The 18,848-nt window shown below is 69.9% G+C and carries 21 protein-coding genes; 10 read left to right on the top strand and 11 right to left on the bottom strand.

Going from position 1 to position 18,848, the window contains the following annotated elements; all coding sequences use genetic code 11:
- Nucleotides 1-129: 129 nt before the first annotated feature.
- The gene (locus ACLQ2Q_RS13080) at nt 130-2,721 is read right to left on the bottom strand and encodes a beta-glucosidase (protein WP_425820890.1); all 2,592 of its coding nucleotides are present in this window, start codon (nt 2,719-2,721) and stop codon (nt 130-132) included.
- Nucleotides 2,722-2,858: 137 nt separating this feature from the next.
- On the opposite strand from ACLQ2Q_RS13080, the gene ACLQ2Q_RS13075 reads away from it, so the two are divergent.
- Nucleotides 2,859-3,536, top strand: a complete 678-nt coding sequence (locus ACLQ2Q_RS13075) for a TetR/AcrR family transcriptional regulator (RefSeq protein ID WP_425820889.1) — start codon at nt 2,859-2,861, stop codon at nt 3,534-3,536.
- Between the two features lie 6 nt (nt 3,537-3,542).
- Here the strand turns inward: ACLQ2Q_RS13075 and ACLQ2Q_RS13070 are convergent, their stop codons facing one another.
- Together ACLQ2Q_RS13070 and ACLQ2Q_RS13065 are read right to left on the bottom strand one after the other, a co-directional pair.
- Nucleotides 3,543-4,244 (bottom strand): DUF3027 domain-containing protein, encoded by a 702-nt coding sequence (locus ACLQ2Q_RS13070; RefSeq protein ID WP_425820888.1) that lies wholly within the window; start codon nt 4,242-4,244, stop codon nt 3,543-3,545.
- Nucleotides 4,228-4,611 carry a cold-shock protein gene (locus ACLQ2Q_RS13065; protein WP_425820887.1) on the bottom strand — a complete coding sequence of 128 codons (384 nt, stop codon included), beginning with the start codon at nt 4,609-4,611 and terminating at the stop codon, nt 4,228-4,230. Before ACLQ2Q_RS13065 ends, ACLQ2Q_RS13070 begins: the two co-directional genes overlap by 17 nt.
- 170 nt (nt 4,612-4,781) lie before the next feature.
- On the opposite strand from ACLQ2Q_RS13065, the gene ACLQ2Q_RS13060 reads away from it, so the two are divergent.
- The 3 genes from ACLQ2Q_RS13060 to ACLQ2Q_RS13050 are packed head-to-tail and all read left to right on the top strand — an operon-like array spanning nt 4,782 to nt 8,471.
- Nucleotides 4,782-5,054, top strand: a complete 273-nt coding sequence (locus ACLQ2Q_RS13060) for a multidrug ABC transporter ATPase (protein ID WP_425820886.1) — start codon at nt 4,782-4,784, stop codon at nt 5,052-5,054.
- 10 nt (nt 5,055-5,064) lie between these two features.
- Nucleotides 5,065-6,783 (top strand): helicase-associated domain-containing protein, encoded by a 1,719-nt coding sequence (locus tag ACLQ2Q_RS13055; protein WP_425820885.1) that lies wholly within the window; start codon nt 5,065-5,067, stop codon nt 6,781-6,783.
- A gap of 38 nt (nt 6,784-6,821) precedes the next feature.
- Complete coding sequence (locus tag ACLQ2Q_RS13050) at nt 6,822-8,471, top strand: DNA repair helicase XPB (protein ID WP_425820884.1); 1,650 nt, start codon at nt 6,822-6,824, stop codon at nt 8,469-8,471.
- Nucleotides 8,472-8,560: 89 nt separating this feature from the next.
- On the opposite strand, the gene ACLQ2Q_RS13045 is transcribed toward ACLQ2Q_RS13050, so the two are convergent.
- Together ACLQ2Q_RS13045 and ACLQ2Q_RS13040 are read right to left on the bottom strand one after the other, a co-directional pair.
- Nucleotides 8,561-8,977, bottom strand: a complete 417-nt coding sequence (locus ACLQ2Q_RS13045; protein ID WP_425820883.1) for a hypothetical protein — start codon at nt 8,975-8,977, stop codon at nt 8,561-8,563.
- 106 nt (nt 8,978-9,083) lie between these two features.
- Nucleotides 9,084-9,575 (bottom strand): SRPBCC family protein, encoded by a 492-nt coding sequence (locus tag ACLQ2Q_RS13040; protein ID WP_425820882.1) that lies wholly within the window; start codon nt 9,573-9,575, stop codon nt 9,084-9,086.
- Nucleotides 9,576-9,681: 106 nt separating this feature from the next.
- Between ACLQ2Q_RS13040 and ACLQ2Q_RS13035 the strand changes: the two genes are divergently transcribed.
- The gene (locus tag ACLQ2Q_RS13035; RefSeq protein ID WP_425820881.1) at nt 9,682-10,230 is read left to right on the top strand and encodes a TetR/AcrR family transcriptional regulator; all 549 of its coding nucleotides are present in this window, start codon (nt 9,682-9,684) and stop codon (nt 10,228-10,230) included.
- A 59-nt stretch (nt 10,231-10,289) separates the two neighbouring features.
- On the opposite strand, the gene ACLQ2Q_RS13030 is transcribed toward ACLQ2Q_RS13035, so the two are convergent.
- Complete coding sequence (locus ACLQ2Q_RS13030) at nt 10,290-10,439, bottom strand: hypothetical protein (RefSeq protein ID WP_425820880.1); 150 nt, start codon at nt 10,437-10,439, stop codon at nt 10,290-10,292.
- Between the two features lie 9 nt (nt 10,440-10,448).
- On the opposite strand from ACLQ2Q_RS13030, the gene ACLQ2Q_RS13025 reads away from it, so the two are divergent.
- The 3 genes from ACLQ2Q_RS13025 (at nt 10,449) to ACLQ2Q_RS13015 (ending at nt 13,417) form a co-directional block, all read left to right on the top strand.
- Nucleotides 10,449-11,141 (top strand): response regulator transcription factor, encoded by a 693-nt coding sequence (locus tag ACLQ2Q_RS13025; RefSeq protein WP_325483469.1) that lies wholly within the window; start codon nt 10,449-10,451, stop codon nt 11,139-11,141.
- 101 nt (nt 11,142-11,242) lie between these two features.
- The gene (locus ACLQ2Q_RS13020) at nt 11,243-12,985 is read left to right on the top strand and encodes a sensor histidine kinase (protein ID WP_425820879.1); all 1,743 of its coding nucleotides are present in this window, start codon (nt 11,243-11,245) and stop codon (nt 12,983-12,985) included.
- Between the two features lie 144 nt (nt 12,986-13,129).
- Complete coding sequence (locus tag ACLQ2Q_RS13015; RefSeq protein WP_425820878.1) at nt 13,130-13,417, top strand: WXG100 family type VII secretion target; 288 nt, start codon at nt 13,130-13,132, stop codon at nt 13,415-13,417.
- 105 nt (nt 13,418-13,522) lie between these two features.
- Here the strand turns inward: ACLQ2Q_RS13015 and groL are convergent, their stop codons facing one another.
- The 5 genes from groL to ACLQ2Q_RS12990 all read right to left on the bottom strand — a co-directional run bounded on the left by groL (nt 13,523) and on the right by ACLQ2Q_RS12990 (nt 17,800).
- Nucleotides 13,523-15,142: a chaperonin GroEL gene (gene groL / locus ACLQ2Q_RS13010; RefSeq protein WP_425820877.1), complete on the bottom strand. Its 1,620-nt coding sequence runs from the start codon at nt 15,140-15,142 to the stop codon at nt 13,523-13,525.
- Between the two features lie 183 nt (nt 15,143-15,325).
- The gene (locus tag ACLQ2Q_RS13005) at nt 15,326-15,532 is read right to left on the bottom strand and encodes a cold-shock protein (RefSeq protein ID WP_425820876.1); all 207 of its coding nucleotides are present in this window, start codon (nt 15,530-15,532) and stop codon (nt 15,326-15,328) included.
- Nucleotides 15,533-15,665: 133 nt separating this feature from the next.
- Nucleotides 15,666-16,259: a LytR C-terminal domain-containing protein gene (locus ACLQ2Q_RS13000; RefSeq protein WP_425820875.1), complete on the bottom strand. Its 594-nt coding sequence runs from the start codon at nt 16,257-16,259 to the stop codon at nt 15,666-15,668.
- Nucleotides 16,260-16,506: 247 nt separating this feature from the next.
- Nucleotides 16,507-16,764 carry a DUF3263 domain-containing protein gene (locus ACLQ2Q_RS12995; protein ID WP_425820874.1) on the bottom strand — a complete coding sequence of 86 codons (258 nt, stop codon included), beginning with the start codon at nt 16,762-16,764 and terminating at the stop codon, nt 16,507-16,509.
- A 10-nt stretch (nt 16,765-16,774) separates the two neighbouring features.
- The gene (locus tag ACLQ2Q_RS12990; protein ID WP_425820873.1) at nt 16,775-17,800 is read right to left on the bottom strand and encodes a DUF2332 domain-containing protein; all 1,026 of its coding nucleotides are present in this window, start codon (nt 17,798-17,800) and stop codon (nt 16,775-16,777) included.
- Between the two features lie 106 nt (nt 17,801-17,906).
- On the opposite strand from ACLQ2Q_RS12990, the gene msrB reads away from it, so the two are divergent.
- Nucleotides 17,907-18,314 (top strand): peptide-methionine (R)-S-oxide reductase MsrB, encoded by a 408-nt coding sequence (gene msrB, locus ACLQ2Q_RS12985; RefSeq protein ID WP_425820872.1) that lies wholly within the window; start codon nt 17,907-17,909, stop codon nt 18,312-18,314.
- A complete protein-coding gene (locus ACLQ2Q_RS12980) occupies nt 18,311-18,847 on the top strand; it encodes a nitroreductase family protein (RefSeq protein WP_425820871.1) in 537 nt (178 codons plus the stop codon). Before msrB ends, ACLQ2Q_RS12980 begins: the two co-directional genes overlap by 4 nt.
- Nucleotide 18,848: the final 1 nt, after the last annotated feature.

The raw sequence follows: 18,848 nt of genomic DNA, 5'->3' as shown, positions 1-18,848 counted from the left end.
GAGTGCCTCCTTGCCTGGGTTGTGGACGTGCGAGCGTCTGCTGTCTGGATGCGTGCTCTTGCGGTGCCTGACATCTGAATGCCTCCTTGCATCTGTGGGTCCTGAATCTGTCGGTCGGTGTACTGCCCCTCAGTCCGCGATCGTGTGCGGCGCCGCAAGGCGGAGGTCCCGGCTGGATCGACCGGTGCGCACACGGTAGGCGCCGCTCGGCAGGATCCATGCGCTGCGGTCGACCGACCACGTCTCGAACGACCGACGGGCGATGGGCACGTCGACGCTCGCGCTGCCGCCGGCGGCGACATCCGCCACCGCGAAACCCGCCAGCCAGCGCACCGGGCGCTCCGGGTCGCCCCCTGGTGCCTCGAGGTACACCTGCACCACCTCGCGTGCGTCGCGGTCTCCGGTGTTCCGGATCGTGACGCGCGCGGTGAGGAACGCGTCGGTGTCGGACGTTGTGCCAGGAGTGGTGTCCGGCGCGGTGCCGGAGGTCAGCTCGAGTCGCTCGTATCGCCAGGATCCGAAGCCCAGCCCGAAGCCGAACTCGCGGGCAGGCGTGCGCTCGAGACGGTCCCACCCGCGGTGCCCGACATCCACGCCCTCGGTGTAATCGATGTAGCCCGCGTGCGGGCGGCCGTGCGGGACGGGCACGTCGGCTTCATCGGCGGGAAGGGTCCACGGGAGCCGTCCGGACGGTTCGATGGCTCCCGTCAGCACGGCGGCGAGGGATGCCCCGGCCTCCTGCCCGGGGAGCCACCACCAGAGCACGGCGGCGACGTCGTCGAGCCACGGCAGCAGCACGGGCGCTCCCGCGTTGACCACGACGACAGTGCGCGGGTTGGCCGCCGCCACCCGGCGAACGAGCTCGTTCTGCCGACCGGGCAGGGCGAGGTCGGGGCGGTCCCAGCCCTCGGACTCGGTCTCGGGGTTCGTTCCCACGACCACGACGGCCACGTCGGCGGCCGCAGCGGCCGCGACCGCGGCATCCAGTTCCTCATCGATGCTCGGACCGGGCGTGCGGTGACGCAGGTGCACCCGCACGAAGCGGCCATATGCATCGGCGTCGACGACCTGCGCGTCGACCTCGACGCGCACGGCTCGCGGGTCATCGATCGCGAGGTGCGCGGTGCGCGTTTCGGGGTTGGCGTAGCTCGAGTCCAGCACCACCTCCGCTCCGACACGCACGTCCGACGAGCCGATGGACGCCCCGTCGACCCGCACGTCGTGCGCCCCGACCGGCGCCACCTCCAGGGCGTGCTCGCCGGATGCCTCGAGCAGCACGTCGGCCGTCAGGCGGACACGGACGACGGCATCGTCCTCGATCGGGAACCAGATGTGCGCCGGATCGGCGAGCACGTGCGCGGAGCGAACGGCACCGCCGGCATCCAGTTCCTCCACGAGGATTCCGGCGGTGCCATCCGGAGTGCGCACACCCTCGGGCGGGATGCTCGGAGCGCCGACGGTGGTGACGCCGCCGCGGGCGAGCTCGACGGATGCCCCCGGGAACGCCGCGCGCAGCGCCCCGAGCGGGTCTCCGATGTGCGGGGCCCTGACGAAAGCGCTCCCTCCACCCTGGGTGAACGGCTGAACGGCGTTGTGGCCGAGAAGGGCGATCCGGCGGATGCCGGAGGGGTCCAGGGGCAGGATGCCCCCGTCGTTCCGGAGGACGACCGTGCTGCGCGCGGCCGCCTCCGTCAGGAAAGCGACGACCTCGGCGGCGTCCGGCTCGGGTCCGGCCTCCGACGCGTCGTATGCGCCCACCCGGCCCGGCTGCCCGCTGAGAGCCCCGACGCGGGCGGCGAGCAGCAGGATGCGGGCGACCTTGTCATCGAGAACGGCCTCGGGCACGAGTCCGTCGCCCACGGCCTGCACCAGGTGCGCGCCCCACGGGCCGCCGGGGCCGGGCATCACGAGATCGAGCCCGCCTAGGGCCGAGCCCACGGTGTCGCGCGTGGCGAGCCAGTCGCTCACGACGACGCCGTCGAAGCCCCACTCGCCCTTCAGCAGATCGTTGAGGAGGGGACCGTGCCCCGTGGCGGTGGCATCCACCCCTCCGTACGAGACGCCGTTGTAGGCCGCCATCACGGTCCAGGCACCCGCGTCGATGATCGCCTCGAACGGCGCGAGGTACACCTCGCGGAACGTGCGATCGTCGATGCGCGACCGGTACTGCGTGCGGTCGGTCTCGGTCTCATTCGCCACGAAGTGCTTCACGGAGGCCGCGATCCCCCACTCCTGCAGGCTCGCGACGAAGGCGGCGCCGAGACGCGCCGTGAGCAGGGGGTCTTCGGAGAGGCACTCGAAGTGCCGCCCGCCGACCGGGCTGCGCTGCAGGTTCACCACCGGAGCCAGCACGACATCGACGCCCTTGCGCCGGGCTTCGCCGGCGATGAGCCGCGCAATGCTGCGCTGCAGCGCCTCGTCCCAGGTGGCGGCCGTGGCCGACGGCGCCGGCAGCTGGGCGGAGGGCAGGCCGTCCTCGCCCGTGCCGCGCACACCGATGGGCCCGTCCGAGAGCGTGATGCGACGCAGCCCGATCTCGGCGATCTCGCCGAGCGTCCAGGTCGTGGCTCCGGTGAGCAGTGCCACCCGGGTCTCGAGGGGCAGCTGCCGCGCCCGCGTCATCGCCTCGTCGATGTCCGCCAGGGGCTGAGCCTCAGCGCGCGCGGGACGCCCCGCCTCCGTACCGAGGGGATGCACGTCCGGGGCCGTCGTTGCCGTCACGCCTATACTCCAATTCGACTCACCGATGAGTCATGAGGGTATGGTTGCACACTTACTGACATGTAAGTAACTTGGTATCCATAACGGTTGGATAACGAGGGCGTACCCCGTCGACGAGCACGCGAGAGGGATGGGCGATGGCAGCGAAGAGCACCGCGGAGCGCGGGGCAGCGACGGCCGCCGCCGACAGGGTCGCGAAGCCCCAGGCGAAGACCACCGAGCGCCGCGAGGCGGTGCTGCGGGCGGCGATGACCGTGTTCGGTCAGCGCGGATACAACAAGGGCGCACTCGTCGAGGTCGCCGAGCAGGCGGGGATGACGCACGCCGGCGTGCTGCACCACTTCGGGTCGAAGGAGGCCCTGCTCGTCGCGATGCTGCAGTACCGGGACGGCGAGGAGGCCGCGGGGGTGCCGGGGCGTGCCCAGACCGAGGGCCCCGCGTTCCTGGGGCACCTCCTGGACACCGTGGTCGAGAACACCACACGCCCGGGGGTGGTGCAGACCTACACGGTGCTCTCCGCGGAATCGGTCACCGAGGGCCATCCCGCGCAGCAGTACTTCCGGGAGCGCTTCTCGATCCTGCGCAGCAAGATCGCCGGGGTGCTCGCCGAAGTCAGCGGTCGCGACGCCGACGACCCAGAGGTGCGGGATGACGCATCCGCCCTCATCGCCATGATGGACGGGCTGCAGGTGCAGTGGCTGCTCGATCCCGACGACGTCGACATGCCGCGCATCATCGAGAAGATCATGGACCAGCTGGTCGATCGGCTGACCACTCGCTCGGTGGCGCCGCCGTTCCCCCGCCCGAAGGACTGAGCGGGCCTAATAGTCCCTGAGGCCCTCTTCGCCGTCGTCTGCGTCCTGGTCATCCGCGGCGTCGTCATCCGCGTCGTCGTCGTCGCCGTCGGCATCCGCGTCGACGGCATTCGGGTCGTCGTCGTCATCCGCGTCGTCGTCGTCCGCGTCGTCGTCGTCCGCGTCGTCGTCGTCATCGTCATCCGACTCGTCGAACTCGTCCTCGACCAGGTCCGCGTCGCCGAGCTCGTCCTCTTCGTCGCTCTCATCGAGCACGTCGATGTCGACCCCGTCCACATCGCCGGCGTGCAGGATCGGCGAGCCGTCGGCGTCGAAGTCGGCGGCGTCGAGGTCGTCCACGTCGGCGAACTCGTCGTCCACCTCATCTTCGGCTTCGGCGAGCACCCCCGCGGCTGCCTGCAGAGCGTGGTAGTCGGCAAGGCGCTCGGCCCACGGCACCCACTCCGGAGCCAGCAGCGCCCCTTCCCGTGGAAGCAGTTCGGCCTCCAGCACGGTCGGCTCCTCGTCGCCGACCCGGGCGATGGTGACCGTCCAGTACCACCCGGGATAGCCGTGCAGCCTGTTTTCGAAGAGCAGCGAGAGAACACCGTCGTCTTCGACGAGGTGCCCGGCCGGGTCACCGATCGTGGCCTCGGGCGTGATCTCCTTCAGCGCCGCGCGCGCGAGGTCGTGTGCTTCGAGAAGACGAGGATCAGGCGTCGAAGTCATCCGCGACCTTGCGCAGCACCGCTGCGACCTTGCTCGCGTGCGCACCGCTCGGGTAGCGGCCCCTGCGGAGGTCCCCGCCGATGCCGTCGAGCAGCTTCACGAGATCCTCGACGATGATCGCCATGTCATCCGCCGGCTTGCGCTTGGCCTTCGCCAGGCTCGGCGGAGCCTCGAGCACCCGGACCGACAGCGCCTGCAGGCCGCGCTTGCCGTCGGCGACGCCGAACTCCAGTCGGGTGCCGGCCTTGGGCGCGGTGGTCCCGGCGGGCAGCGCGGTGGCGTGCAGGAAGACGTCCTGGCCGTCATCGGAGGCGATGAAGCCGAAACCCTTCTCCTCGTCGTAGAACCTGACCTTGCCGGTGGGCATGACAAACCTCGCTGTGTTTCTCCCCGCGCGACTCGCGGATGGACGTACTCGCGGCGCCGATGGACCCGCATATCAAGCCTACGGCACCGAGTCGGAGAAGGCGGGGTCGGCAAGAGGGCGGAGACCGCCCCACCTCGTCCGTCCCCGCCCGTGCGACTACGATGATGAGGATGAGCACCCCCGCGTCCGACGACGTTCCCGTTCGTCGCATCGACCGCATCCTGGCGTTCATGTCGCTCGGCATCGCACTGCTGTCGATCATCTGCTTCTTCGCGATCATCATCGGCACCGCCACGGGCATGGAACAGCGCGACTTCGGCCAGGGGATCTGGCCCATGATCGCCGCCATCCCCCTGTTCGGGCTGCCGATCGCGTTCGTGCTGATCATCGTGCTGCTGATCATGAGCTTCGTTCGGAGGGCGCGAGCCGCGAAGAACGCGTGACTCCCCTCCCATGACCACAGACGCGCGCACGCTCGCAGCCCGTCTGGCCGCGCGGGACGACGACGACCTCGCCCGTCTTTTCGCGGCCCGCGGCGTTCACGACAACCCGCACTGGCGCGACTTCTTCGATGCCGCCGAGGGGCTGCTGGATGCCTCATCCGTCGCCGTCGCCCTCGCCGGCGTGCCGCGCGACCTCGCTGCCGAACTCGCCACGGCGTCCGAGACGGGCGAACCCGTTGCCGGCGAGGCGGCCGCGCGGCTCGCCTCACTCGCCCTCGTCGACGAAGCCGGTCACCCCTACGCGGTCGTCGGCGCGGCGATGCGCGGCAGGCACATCACCGCGCCGGCGGCATCCGTGCCCGCTCCGGCCTCCCCCGAGGGCACTGCGCGCGCCGCGGAGCGCGCCTTCACGACGATCGCGGCGCTGGCGGAGACGCTCATCGCCTGCCTGCACGCGCCGCTCGCCCGCATCGGCACGGGGCTGGTCGGCGCTGTCGACCGCCGGCGCCTCGTCGAGCTGGCGATCGTGTCGGACCCCGCCGAGGTCGACGGGCTCGTGCTGCTCGCCCAGACGGCGGGACTGCTGCGGGTGTCGGCACGATCGTGGCTCGTCACCGAGGCCGGGGCCCGGTGGCTGCGCGAGCCGACGGCCGCACGCTGGGTCGAGGTGGCGGGCGGATTGCGCGACGCGCTGCCCGATGGCCTCCGCACGGCCGATGGCGGATGGATCGACCCGGCCGAGTGGACCGACGCCTACCCGCTGGATGACGGATGGCCCGAGCGGGCCGAGCGACTGCGGATGTCTGCACGACTGATCGGGCTGCTCGCGGACGACGGCAGCGAGCCGCCGTGGGCCGTTCCGGTGCGGACCGGCGAGGAGCCCGACCCTGCGTCGCTGCAGGCCCTGCTTCCCAGCGAAGTGGAACGCGTGTACCTGCAGAACGATCTCACCGCGATCGCTCCCGGTCCTCTCGCACCCGCCCTCGACGTACGGCTTCGCACCATGGCCGTCCGCGAGTCGCACGCCCAGGCATCCACCTACCGGTTCACCGCCGACTCCATCGCCGGCGCACTCACGGAGGGCGAGTCCTCCGAGTCGATGCGGGCCTTCCTCACCGAGCTTTCGCTGACCGGTCTTCCGCAGCCGCTGGAGTACCTGATCGAGCGCACGGGTGAGCGGCACGGGCTCGTCCGGGTCGGCACGGACGCGGTTTCCGGGCGCACCCGCATCACGAGCGATGACACCGGGGTTCTCGAGATGCTGGCCGTCGATCAGGCGCTCCGCCCGCTCGGCCTCTTGCGTGAGAGCGGCGGTCTGCTCTCGCGCGCTCCCCGCGATGCCGTCTACTGGTCGCTCGCCGATGCCCGCTATCCGGTGGTCGCGGTCGACCACGGCGACCGGCCCGAGGCACTGCACCGCTACCGCCTCGCTCCGTCCGAGACCGACGGCGCGCGTGAGCACGACCCGCACGTCACCCTGGTCGCGACACTCCGGGCCGGGCAGGGCACGGATGCCGATTCCGCCTGGCTCGGCCGGGAACTGGATGCGGCCGTTCGCACCAAGTCGATCGTCGCGGTGGTCGTCGCGCTTCCCGACGGCTCGAACCGGGAGTTCACGCTCGAGGCGACGGGCCTCGGCGGAGGTCGCCTGCGGGGCCGCGACAAAGGCGCCGACGTCGAGCGAACCCTTCCCGTCTCGAGCATCGTCAGCGTGCGGACGGTGGCCTGAGTCCGTCCGCTCCGCGAACCCGCGTAGAATTGACCGTTATGTCTGACGGCCCACTCATCGTGCAGAGCGATCGCACCGTGCTGCTCGAGGTGGCGCATCGCGACGCCGAGACCGCTCGCCACGAGCTCGCCATCTTCGCCGAGCTCGAGCGCGCACCCGAGCACATCCACACCTACCGCGTCACGCGGCTGGGGCTCTGGAACGCCCGCGCCGCCGGGCATCAGGCCGAGGACATGCTGGAGACCCTCGAACGGTGGTCGAAATTCCCCGTGCCGCCATCGGTGTCCATCGACATCCGCGAGACCGTCGGGCGCTACGGCCGCCTGGTGATCGAGCGCGACGACGAAGGACTGCTGGTGCTGCGCAGCACCGACCCCGCCGTGCTCGCCGAGGTGTCGCGCAACAAGCGCATCCAGCCGCTGCTCATCGGGCACCCGACTCCGAAGTCCTACGTCGTCGACGCCTGGGCGCGGGGGCACATCAAGCAGGAGCTGCTGAAGATCGGCTGGCCGGCCGAAGACCACGCCGGCTACACTCCGGGAACGCCGCACGAGATCGAGCTGAACAGCGACGGGTGGTCCTTGCGCCCGTACCAGAACAAGGCGGTGGAGAGCTTCACCGAGGGCGGCTCAGGCGTCGTCGTGCTCCCCTGCGGCGCGGGCAAGACGCTCGTCGGCGCGGGGGCGATGGCGGCGACCGGCACCACCACCCTCATCCTCGTGACGAACACCGTCAGCGCGCGCCAGTGGCGCGACGAGCTGCTCAAGCGCACCACGCTCACCCCCGAGGAGATCGGCGAGTACTCGGGGCAGGCCAAAGAGGTGCGCCCCGTCACCATCGCGACGTATCAGATCCTCACCGCCAAGCGGAAGGGCGAGTACGCCCACCTGGCCCTGCTGGATGCGCTGGACTGGGGGCTCATCGTCTACGACGAGGTGCACCTGCTGCCGGCTCCGGTGTTCAAACTCACCGCCGACCTGCAGGCGCGTCGGCGCCTGGGCCTCACGGCGACCCTCGTGCGCGAGGACGGTCGCGAGGGCGACGTGTTCAGCCTCATCGGCCCTAAGCGCTTCGATGCGCCGTGGAAGGAGATCGAGGCGCAGGGCTTCATCTCCCCCGCGGTCTGCTACGAGGTCCGCATCGACCTGCCGGCCGGTGACCGCCTCGAGTATGCGGCCGCCGCCGACGACGAGCGCTACCGGCTCGCCGCCACCGCGCACGCCAAGATCGGCGTCGTGAGGCGCCTGGTCGAACGCCACGAAGGCGAGCGGATCCTCGTCATCGGTCAGTACCTCGACCAGATCGACATCCTCGCCGAGGCCCTGAACGCCCCCAAGATCACGGGCTCGACCCCCGTCGATGAGCGCGAGACGCTCTACCAGCAGTTCCGGGTGGGGGAGATCTCGCTGCTCGTGGTGTCGAAAGTCGCCAACTTCTCGATCGACCTGCCGGAGGCATCCGTCGCCATCCAGGTCTCCGGTTCGTTCGGCTCCCGCCAGGAGGAGGCACAGCGCCTCGGACGTCTGCTACGGCCCAAGGAATCGGGCCGGACGGCGAGCTTCTACACGCTCATCGCGCGCGACACGGTCGACCAGGACTTCGCCCAGAACCGGCAGCGCTTCCTCGCCGAGCAGGGCTACAGCTACACGATCCTCGACGCGGACGGCATTTCGGCGAACGCCGCCTGACCCGTGGGACGGAGCCGGCAGCGCGCACAGCGCTGATCAGCTGGCAGGCCCGTCGCGCTCGCGCCGGCAGCGATGGCGGTTCTGCGGCCTCACCCCGCGATCGTGGCGCCGATGGCCACGCCCACGCTGGAGAAGAAGACCACGCCACTGAATACCCCGTGGAAGCGGACGCTCGCGGGAACCCCACCGCGGAAGACGTCGACGATGAAGTGCCAGTACTCGACCCCGACCGCGCGCTTCTCCCCGCCCCTGAGTCGGCGCCCGCGGCGGCGCATGATGCTGTCCCCGAATGGGATCCCGACGCAATAGATGAGGACATTCGCCCACGCGAAGGCGACCGCGTCGGTGATGATGAAGGCGATCCACAGGGCAAGCGCGACGATCATCAGCGCCACGTGCGTGATGATCGAGCCGGCATGGGCCTGACTGTGGCGCGCCCATCCGACGAGCATCCACAGCCCCACCGCGGCCTGAATGGCCCACGCCACCAGCACGAAGTACTCCACGTGCGCGATGTTACTACACTCATAGTGATTCCGCACTACTTTCGTAGTGCGGCCGCTGAGTGCGACGGAGGATCCCCCCGAAGCCGAAGAGGCTTCGTTCGCGCGCTCAGTCCGTGCGTTGCGGCTCTCCCGCGAGGAAGGTGTCGAGGCGGGCCAGCCCGCCGGGCCAGGCAACGTTCGCGAAGAAGTCGCGCATCTCGGTCGCAGGGAACCCGGTCTGCTCGACCGTGACGAGTGTGCCCCCGCCTGTCGGCTCGAACGTCATGACGATCCGTGTCTCGAGCACGGGCATCCGCTGTCCGCCGATCGTGGACTCGGCGACGAGGTCGGTGACCAGGCGACGCGGTCGATCGATCTCGGCGTACGTCTGCACATCGTGGACCTCGGTCTCCGGGTTCGGACGGAACCGCGCCTCCCAGGCTCCGCCGACGCGCAGGTCGACGGAGGTCTCCACCGCACCACCATCAGGACCGAGCGCCGACAACCAGCTGCGCTGCTTGGCGGGATCCGTATACGCGTCGAACACCTCCTCCGGAGTGGCGTGCAGTTCCCGCTGCACTCGCAGCCCGACGGACTCGGTCGATTTGATCTCACTCATGACACTCCTCCTGCTCTGGTGCGACCGCCCGCGCCATGTCGAACAGCGTACTACGCTCGTAGTGAATTGTCACTATGAGCGTAGTATCTGATGCTAGGTTCGTTCCATGGCCATCACGCGGGAACGAGCTCTCGAAGCCGCCGTCCGACTTGTCGGCGAGCAGGGCGTGCGTGCACTCACCCACGCCCGCGTTGACATCGAGGCCGGGCTCCCCAAGGGGTCCACCTCGAACTGGTTCCGCACCCGCGATGCGCTCGTCGCCGGCGTACTGGTGTGGATCGCCGAGCATGAGCGCGCAGAGCTGACCGCCGCAATGGAACCAGCCCACACGGTCGATGAGGTCGTCGACGTGTTCACACGCCTGCTCGAGGACGCAACGAGCCGAAATGCAGTGCGCACGCGGGCTCGGTATGCGCTCTTCCTCGAAACAACGGCGGCCCCCGGGGCACAGCCATCGATGCGCGCACAGCGCTCGATGTTCGAGGAGTGGACGCGGGAGCGCCTGTCGACGCTCGGCGCCAAGAATCCGGACGTCGCAGCCCGCGCTCTGCTCGCCTTCTGCGCCGGTCTCATCGTCAACCGGCTGACGGTCGCCCCCGACACACTGATCCGCCCGACGGTCGAGATCGCCGTCCGAGGCTGCCTGACGACCTGATTCGCGCGCGCGTCGGCAGGGCGCGAGGCAGCGGAAGGACACGAAGCCGTTGCCGTCAGTCACGCCTCCCGGCCACCGTTGGACTGCGGGGTCTCCGCGTCGTGGAGGCGGCCCAGCGGCAACATCGGGGTGTCGTCGCGGCGGGCCGGAATGGAGTGATCGGTGCCGTTCCGGCCGATATCCGCACACCGCATGGGTTCGGTGGCCATAATGAGGGCATGACCGCACCTCGCATCCTGGTCGTCGACGACGAGCCGAACATCCGAGACCTGCTCATCACCAGCCTGCGCTTCGCGGGCTTTCAGGTGAGGGCCGTCTCCAACGGCGCCCAGACCATCTCCGCCGTGCTCGAAGAGGAACCGGATCTGATCGTCCTGGACGTCATGCTCCCCGACATGAACGGATTCAGCGTCACCAAGCGTCTCCGCGGCGCGGGGTACACCGCTCCGATCCTCTTCCTCACCGCCAAGGACGAGACGGAAGACAAGATCACGGGTCTCAACGCGGGCGGCGACGACTACGTCACCAAGCCGTTCTCGCTCGATGAGATCGTCGCACGCATTCAGGCGATACTCCGCCGCACCATGCAGGCCGACGAGGAGTCGGTCATCCGCGCGGGCGAGCTCACGATGGATCAGGACACCCACGACGTGCTCGTCGGCGATGCCTCCATCGATCTCAGCCCCACGGAGTTCAAGCTGCTGAGGTACCTCATGCTGAACCCCAATCGCGTGCTCTCGAAGGCCCAGATCCTCGATCACGTGTGGGAGTACGACTTCAACGGCGATGCGGGCATCGTCGAGAGCTACATCTCATACCTGCGACGTAAGATCGATCCGCACTCGTCGGAGTCGCTCATCCAGACCAAGCGCGGCTTCGGCTACATGCTGAAGGCGGGCAAGACCGCCTGACGCCGACCGAACTCGAGGGGGCCGCCCTGGCGGAGAAGGAGGATGCGGTCACCCGATGGTGGCGTGGCATCAGCCTGCGCGCGAAGGTCACCGGGGTCACCGTGGCCGTGCTGGCCGCGGGGCTGCTGGCGGCGGGGATCGGCACCGTTCCGTTCCTTCGGACGTCGCTCATCGCGAGCCTCGACGAGTCGCTCGTGTCGCTCGCCACGAGCAACGTCGCGACACGCCTGTTCGAGGCCTCCGCCGATGACGAGGGCAATGTCGAGTTGGAGGTGAAGCCGAACGCGCCCGACACCCAGTACTTCGTGGCGATCTACGGCCCCGAAGGCGACTTCCTCGTCAGCGGAGGCGGAAGCGGCGGCCCCGAACCGGCGTATCCCGCGACCTACAAACTGTCGAGGGCGCAGATCCAGGGCCAGGAGCCGTTCCCCCTCGACTCCTCGGGAAAAGGAGCCGGCTTCCACGCCAGCGTGGCCATCATCGGCGTCACGGGGACGACCGACCTCTACACCCAGCTCGTGGCGCTTCCCCTCGCATCCATCGACCAGAGCATCGCCACCTATCTCGGCATCTTCAGCATCCTGGCCCTGCTCACCGTGATCGCCGGCGCCCTGCTGACGCGATGGCTCGTGACCCTCACTTTCCGCGGGCTCGGCCAGGTGGAGACGACCGCGATGGCCATCGCCGCCGGCGACCTCAGCCAGCGCATGACGGATGTCGAGCCCGGCACTGAGGTGGGCCGCCTGAAGATGGCGATCAACACCATGCTGGGTCGCGTCGATGCGTCGATCGCCGAGCGTGATGCGACCGTCCGGCAGATGCGGCGCTTCATCGGCGACGCGAGCCACGAGCTGCGAACGCCCCTGGTCACGGTCCGCGGCTACGCCGAGCTCTATCGCATGGGAGCCATCGAAGGAGACGAAGACACCGCCCAGGCGATGGAGCGCATCGAGAAGGAGGCGATCCGGATGGGTGTGCTCGTCGAGGACCTGCTCTCCCTCGCGCGCCTCGACGAACGCAGCGAGGTGAACATCACGGAGGTGGACCTGCGCCCGGTGGCACGGGATGCCGCGCTGGATGTCCGCGCGGCCTCCCCCCTCCGCGAGGTCACCGTCATCGACACCACGGCGCCCGCCGAGGTCGAACCGCCCGCCCCCGCGGACGCACCGGCGGAGTCGCCCGTCGAACCCGAGCCCCGCCGGCGTGCCGGTGCCGCGACGACCTCAGCGGTCGCGATCGCCGGCGCCACCCGTGGGCTCCTGCGCCGCAAGCCGCGACCGGTTCCCGCCTCGGAGGCGACGACGGCGGCGGATGCCGGTGCGCGGCAGCCCCCGCTCACCCCGCTCGCGGAATCCGAGACGCCCGGCCCGGTCGTCGAGGGTCCCCTGGTGAACGCGCCGATCGTGCTCGGAGACGAGAACCGCATCCGGCAGGTCGTAGCCAACCTGCTCGGCAACGCCCGTCGCTTCACCGCCGAGGACTCCCCCATCGAGCTGGAGGTCGGTGTCGATCCGCGGGCAGGAATGGCGTCGATCGCCGTCGTCGATCACGGCGAGGGCATCCCCGAGCAGATCCGGGAGCAGATCTTCCAGAGATTCTGGCGTGCCGACACCTCGCGAACCCGCGAAACAGGTGGCAGCGGTCTCGGGCTCGCCATCGTGGCCTCGATCGTAGAGGCGCTGCACGGCTCGGTCGTCGTGGAGGAGACGCCGGGAGGCGGTGCGACGTTCCGGGTGTCGTTCCCGCTCGCGACGGCCCGGGACGCCGGTGAGCACCTGCTCGTCGAGACCCAGCCGATCGCCCGTCCGCGGCGCGGAGGGGGCGACGGGAGCACTGGCGCCTGATGCTCGCCTCCTCAAGCTGGCTCGTCGGCTCCTCCCCAGGCGGATTCCGCCGACCCGTTCGCACGGCCGCCGCCGCCTCGGCGATCGGGCGGCTGCTCGCGTTCTAGCGTGGCTCCCACATCCCGCCACCTCAGAGGAGCCCCCATGGCCGTGTTCTCCGTCGACAGCGACGCCGTCCTGACCAGTACCGCCGCGATGAGAGGAACGATCGAGCGGTTGCAGGCCGAGACATCCACGATGCTCAGCCAGCTCACGCAGCTGCAGGCGTCCTGGACGGGCGGCGCATCCGTCGCCTTCCAATCGGTCATCGAGCAGTGGCGCGGCACCCAGCGCAACGTCGATGACACCCTGGCCTCGATCAGCTCGGCGCTCGGGGCTGCGGGCGCGCAGTACGCGGATGCCGAGCAGCTGACCGTCAGCCTGTTCCGGTAGCGCGGCGCCTTCCTCCACCTGCCGCACACGACGGAAAGGGCCCCTCCGAGGAGGGGCCCTTTCTGTGATTCACCTGCCGCGACGAGGCGGCGAAGCGGTTCGGACCTAGAAGTCCATGCCACCCGTCGGGTCGCCGGCCGGAGCCGAGACCTTCTCGGGCTTGTCGGCGACGACGGCCTCGGTCGTGAGGAAGAGCGCGGCGATCGACGCGGCGTTCTGCAGCGCGGAGCGCGTCACCTTGGCCGGGTCGATGATGCCCTGGGCGAAGAGGTCGCCGTACTCGCCGGTCGCGGCGTTGAGGCCGTGACCGCGCGGGAGGTCGGCGACGCGGTTCGCGACGACACCGGGCTCCATGCCCGCGTTGAGGGCGATCTGCTTGAGCGGGGCCTCGATGGCCACGCGCACGATGTTCGCACCCGTCGCCTCGTCACCCGTGAGCTCGAGACCCTCGAACGCGACCTTGCCGGCCTGGATGAGCGCGACGCCACCACCGGGGACGATGCCCTCCTCGACGGCCGCCTTCGCGTTGCGGACGGCGTCCTCGATGCGGTGCTTGCGCTCCTTGAGCTCGACCTCGGTCGCGGCACCCGCCTTGATGACGGCGACGCCACCGGCGAGCTTGGCGAGACGCTCCTGGAGCTTCTCGCGGTCGTAGTCGCTGTCGGTGTTGTCGATCTCGCGACGGATCTGGGTCACGCGACCCTCGATCTGCGCGGCATCGCCGGCGCCCTCGATGATCGTGGTCTCATCCTTGGTGATGATGACCTTGCGCGCACGGCCGAGCAGGTCGGTCGTGGCGTTCTCGAGCTTGAGGCCGACCTCTTCGCTGATGACGGTGCCGCCCGTGAGGATGGCGATGTCCTGCAGCTGCGCCTTGCGGCGGTCGCCGAAGCCGGGAGCCTTGACGGCAGCCGACTTGAAGATGCCGCGGATCTTGTTGAGTACGAGAGTCGCAAGCGCCTCGCCCTCCACGTCCTCGGCGATGATGACGAGCTCCTTGCCCTCCTGGATCACCTTGTCGACGATCGGCAGCAGGTCCTTGATGTTCGAGATCTTGGAGTTCGCGATCAGGATGTAGGCGTCTTCGAAGACGGCTTCCTGGCGCTCGGGGTCGGTGACGAAGTAGGGGTTGATGAAGCCCTTGTCGAAACGCATGCCCTCGGTGAGCTCGAGCTCGGTGCCGAACGTGTTCGACTCTTCGACCGTGACGACGCCTTCCTTGCCGACCTTGTCGATCGCCTCGGCGATCAGGTCGCCGATGGCGGTGTCGGCCGCGGAGATGCTGGCCGTGGCGGCGATCTGCTCCTTGGACTCGACCTCCTTGGCGCTGGAGAGAAGCTCGGCGGTGATGGCCGCAACGGCCTTCTCGATGCCGCGCTTCAGCGAGATGGGGTCTGCGCCGGCCGCGACGTTGCGCAGGCCTTCGCGGACGAGGGCCTGAGCCAGGACCGTGGCGGTCGTGGTGCCGTCGCCGGCGACGTCGTCGGTCTTCTTGGCGACCTCCTTGACGAGCTCAGCACCGATCTTCTCGAACGGGTCGTCGAGCTCGATCTCCTTCGCGATCGACACACCGTCGTTCGTGATGGTGGGGGCGCCCCACTTCTTCTCGAGCACGACGTTGCGACCGCGGGGGCCGAGCGTCACCTTGACGGCGTCGGCCAGAATGTTGAGGCCGCGCTCGAGGCCACGACGGGCCTCTTCGTCGAAAGCGATGATCTTTGCCATGTGTTGCGTCCCTCCCGGGATTGAGCGTATGGGATTAGCACTCGAACAACACGAGTGCTAACGGCCATTCTGGCACTCGACCCTAGGGAGTGCAAGCCGCCGCGGCGTGTTCCGTCGTCTCGCGCGTCACCGGCCCGCGCGTCGACTCCTCGTCCGCGCCGGAGTGCGTCGATGCCCGCGCGCTCAGGCGAGGACGCGCACCGCCTCGGCCTGGGGACCCTTCTGACCGGTGCCGACGGTCAGCTCGACCTTCTGGCCCTCTTCGAGCACGCGGAATCCCGACATGTCGATGTTGGAGTAGTGGACGAACACGTCCTGCCCACCCTCAGTGAGAGTGATGAAGCCGTAGCCCTTCTCCGCGTTGAACCATTTGACGGTGCCCTGTGCCATGTCGGATCTCCTGTTGCTGTGCGTCTGGAAAAAAGCGTATCCAGGGCGCGGCGGCGGGATCCGCCATGTGGGCAACTGTTGACACACGTGCATCCAAGTGTTTACGGCCCGGAAACACGCCTCGCTCGGACCCCTATTCGGTGGCCGACGGGCTCGGCGACGCGATGCGATCCAGCCCCAGGACGACGGTGAGCTGCTTGACCACCGATTCGTCGACCTCGGTGGCGGGATCATCCACCTGCAGATAGGCGTCGGTCTGCGCCACCTGCGCGCCGCCGATGACGCCCGCGAGACCCAGCGCGGCCGCTTCGTCTTCCGGGAACGAGTAGTAGACCGTCGTCTCGGGGAAATCCGTCGTGCCGGCGTCGCCCGGCAGCACCGAGTCGGCCGGCCAGCCCGCCGCGACGATCGTGTCCTTGGTGCGGGTCGCCAGACCCGGTTCGGGCGTCGCGTTGAGCACCACCACGCCATAGGTCAGGTCGATGACCGGCTCGATGGTCGCCACCGGGGCGGGTGTCGCGGACGGTGCCGGGAAAAGCGTGACGCGTCCCGTCGCGATGAGGCTGCCGAAGATGCCGATCGCCACGAGCACGATGGTCGCGAGCAGGGCCCACAGCACGACGACCCAGGCGCGCATGCGCGGGTTCTCGGCTCGGTGCGCTCCTACCCGGGCGCGCTGGCGGGAAACCTCGTCGAAGCGATCCCGGGGGTAGGTCGTTTTCGGCACTCCCCGATGCTATCGGGACCCGTCTGTGCGCCCCCGACTGCTGGGGATGGAGAGCCGGCTCAGGGGCGCGCGTCAGCAAGCCGGGGGGCGTGGGGGCGGAGCCCCCACATAGGACCCCGCCTGGCCCCGGACTGCCGGGGACGGGGAGCCGGCTCAGGGGCGCGCGTCAGCAACCCGGGGGGCGTGGGGGCGGAGCCCCCACATAGGACCCCGCCTGGCCCCGGACTGCCGGGGATGGGGAGCCCGCTCAGGAGGGCGTGCCCGACGCGCGCGCCAGGCGCGTGGCGTCCCGCCGGTCGCGCAGCCGGCGCAGCCGCTTGACGAGCATCGGGTCGTACTCGAGCGCCGCCGCCTGGTCGATCAGGCGGCCGAGAAGCTGGTAGTACCGCGCGGGCGTCATGTTCAGCTCCGCGCGGATCGCCTCTTCCTTGGCGCCGGCATGGCGGCGCCACTCCGCCTCGAAAGCCAGGATCGCCCGCTCGGTGTCGGTCAGGCCATCGGTCATGAACTTCACGCTACGGGGCGGATGCCGCATCCCCCGCGCGCCACTCCAGCCACCGGCCAAGTGGATCCGCGGCAGCCAGGATCCGGCCGTCCAGCGCGAGGGCGAAGCCCCCGGCGGGCCACGTGGAAGCATCGGTCGGCGCATCCCAGCTCTCGTGCAAGGCGGGTGCGTCCAGGGTGATCCAGGCGTCCCCGCACTCGCGGGCCAGCGCGATCACCCTTTCGCGACCGGCGCGCGGGATGTGGGCGAGCACCCCGGGGGTCGTGATCACGAGCGTCGCTCCCCGCGGCGCCGCCGACCGGACTGCGGCCGCCACCTCGGCGAGCACCTCGGGGGCGTTTCCGACCACCAGGTGCGGCGGATCGGCGGCCGCGACATCGAGCGCCGCCTCGATCCGCTGCTCTCGCCCGGACTCCCCCGGCCAGACCAGGCCGCGCAGCCACGCCCGGTCCCGTGCCACCCGGGCGTCGAGCGGCTGCAGGTCGATGCCGGCGCGCCACACCACGTCGGGCATGCGCAGCGGCGGTCGAGCATCTCCCCGGAGAGCCGTCTCCAGCACCAAGGGTGACGGATCATCCACCGGGTCGAGTACGAGGGCTCCCCCGGAGCCCGTGTACCGGTAGCCGTAGCGATCGGGATACAGGCAGAGCCCCGCGGACGCTCCCACCTCGAGCAGCGCGATCGGACCGTCGATGAGCGAGAGCGCAGGAAGCAGCGCCGCGCACCGCAGCGGCTCGTTGGTCTGCACGCTGCGCGCCGTGCACTCGGCCACCACCTCGTCGGCGTGTTCGGCCAGCCAGGCGGCCCACTCACCGAACGGCCGCAGGGGCGCCCCCAGCATGCGGGTGACGGCGAAGACGAGCGGCGGCTGGCGCCGGTTCGCCGGGATGCGCGCGAGCGTCGCGGCCACGACCGCGTCGCCTGCCACACCGGACGCCCAGTCGGCGTAGAGCTCCGACCTGCCCGGTGCCTCTTCGCGGGCGAAGCGCTCGTACCGCTCCGCGACCGCGGCCGCCGCATCCGAGAAGCCAGTCATCCGCCCATTCTCGGGGACTGCCAGCCGTCACGGTGCGGTCCGCACCGCTCGCCCGCACCCGAGGGGCCGACGGGTGGAGGAAAATAGGGGTGACCCAGGAGGAACCATGAGCTATTCCGTGCAGAAGTCCGACGCCGAGTGGCGCGACGAGCTCGACCCGCAGCGCTACGCCGTGCTGCGCACCGCCGCGACCGAGCGCCCGTGGACCGGCGAGCTGCTCGACGAGAGCCGCGCCGGGCTGTACACCTGTGCCGCCTGCGGTGCCGAGCTCTTCAAGAGCGGCACGAAGTTCGACTCCGGTTGCGGCTGGCCGAGCTTCTACGAGTCGATCCGGCCCGACGCCGTGGAGCTGATCGAGGACAGCACGCTCGGCATGGTGCGCACCGAAGTGCGCTGCGCGACGTGCGGCTCGCACCTCGGCCACGTCTTCCCCGACGGCTTCGGCACGCCGACCGGCGACCGGTACTGCATGAACTCGATCGCGATGGAGTTCACGCCAGAGACCCCCGCGTGAGCGCCGCGCTCGAGGCGGTCCGCGCGCGCCGCTCGTGGTCGAAGGTGACGGATGACGCCCCCACCCACGAGGAGCTGCTGGATCTCGTCTCGGCGGCCGGCCGCGTCGCCGACCACTCCTCGCTCCGGCCATGGCGCCTGATCGAGCTGCGCGGGTCCGACCGCGAGGTGCTCGGCCGCGCCATCAACAAGGCCGACGGCGACAAGGGCATCTCGTCGAAGCCGCTCCGGGCACCGCTGCTGATCGCGGTCGTCGTCAGCTATCGCAAGAGCAAGGTCGCGCACTGGGAACAGGAGGCGGTGGCATCCGGGGTCGCCCACGTGCTGAGCCTGCTGCTCGATGACGCCGGCTGGGGCGTCTTCTGGCGCACCGGCGACTACACGCGTTCGAAGGCCATCGCGAAGGCGCACGGCCTCGGCAAGCACGAGAAGCTGCTCGGCTGGCTCTACGTCGGCGGCAAGCCGGTCCGCCAACGCAGCGGCCGCCGCAAGCCGGTGGATGCCCGGCGGCACCTCTCGCGGATGCCGCACTGAC

The sequence above is a fragment of the Microbacterium sp. DT81.1 genome, from assembly GCF_049844955.1.
GTDB lineage: Bacteria > Actinomycetota > Actinomycetes > Actinomycetales > Microbacteriaceae > Microbacterium.
The sequence above is the reverse complement of the archived record's forward strand: the minus strand, read 5'-3'. Positions and strand labels throughout refer to the sequence as shown.

Bases quoted from the DNA above. Each gene is read 5' to 3' on its own strand.
- ACLQ2Q_RS13075 (WP_425820889.1), top strand. From the start codon at position 2,859: ATGGCAGCGAAGAGCACCGCGGAGCGCGGGGCAGCGACGGCCGCCGCC.
- ACLQ2Q_RS13070 (WP_425820888.1), bottom strand. From the start codon at position 4,244: ATGACTTCGACGCCTGATCCTCGTCTTCTCGAAGCACACGACCTCGCG.
- ACLQ2Q_RS13065 (WP_425820887.1), bottom strand. From the start codon at position 4,611: ATGCCCACCGGCAAGGTCAGGTTCTACGACGAGGAGAAGGGTTTCGGC.
- ACLQ2Q_RS13060 (WP_425820886.1), top strand. From the start codon at position 4,782: ATGAGCACCCCCGCGTCCGACGACGTTCCCGTTCGTCGCATCGACCGC.
- ACLQ2Q_RS13055 (WP_425820885.1), top strand. From the start codon at position 5,065: ATGACCACAGACGCGCGCACGCTCGCAGCCCGTCTGGCCGCGCGGGAC.
- ACLQ2Q_RS13050 (WP_425820884.1), top strand. From the start codon at position 6,822: ATGTCTGACGGCCCACTCATCGTGCAGAGCGATCGCACCGTGCTGCTC.
- ACLQ2Q_RS13040 (WP_425820882.1), bottom strand. From the start codon at position 9,575: ATGAGTGAGATCAAATCGACCGAGTCCGTCGGGCTGCGAGTGCAGCGG.
- ACLQ2Q_RS13035 (WP_425820881.1), top strand. From the start codon at position 9,682: ATGGCCATCACGCGGGAACGAGCTCTCGAAGCCGCCGTCCGACTTGTC.
- ACLQ2Q_RS13030 (WP_425820880.1), bottom strand. From the start codon at position 10,439: ATGGCCACCGAACCCATGCGGTGTGCGGATATCGGCCGGAACGGCACC.
- ACLQ2Q_RS13025 (WP_325483469.1), top strand. From the start codon at position 10,449: ATGACCGCACCTCGCATCCTGGTCGTCGACGACGAGCCGAACATCCGA.
- ACLQ2Q_RS13015 (WP_425820878.1), top strand. From the start codon at position 13,130: ATGGCCGTGTTCTCCGTCGACAGCGACGCCGTCCTGACCAGTACCGCC.
- groL (WP_425820877.1), bottom strand. From the start codon at position 15,142: ATGGCAAAGATCATCGCTTTCGACGAAGAGGCCCGTCGTGGCCTCGAG.
- ACLQ2Q_RS13005 (WP_425820876.1), bottom strand. From the start codon at position 15,532: ATGGCACAGGGCACCGTCAAATGGTTCAACGCGGAGAAGGGCTACGGC.
- ACLQ2Q_RS12995 (WP_425820874.1), bottom strand. From the start codon at position 16,764: ATGACCGATGGCCTGACCGACACCGAGCGGGCGATCCTGGCTTTCGAG.
- ACLQ2Q_RS12990 (WP_425820873.1), bottom strand. From the start codon at position 17,800: ATGACTGGCTTCTCGGATGCGGCGGCCGCGGTCGCGGAGCGGTACGAG.
- msrB (WP_425820872.1), top strand. From the start codon at position 17,907: ATGAGCTATTCCGTGCAGAAGTCCGACGCCGAGTGGCGCGACGAGCTC.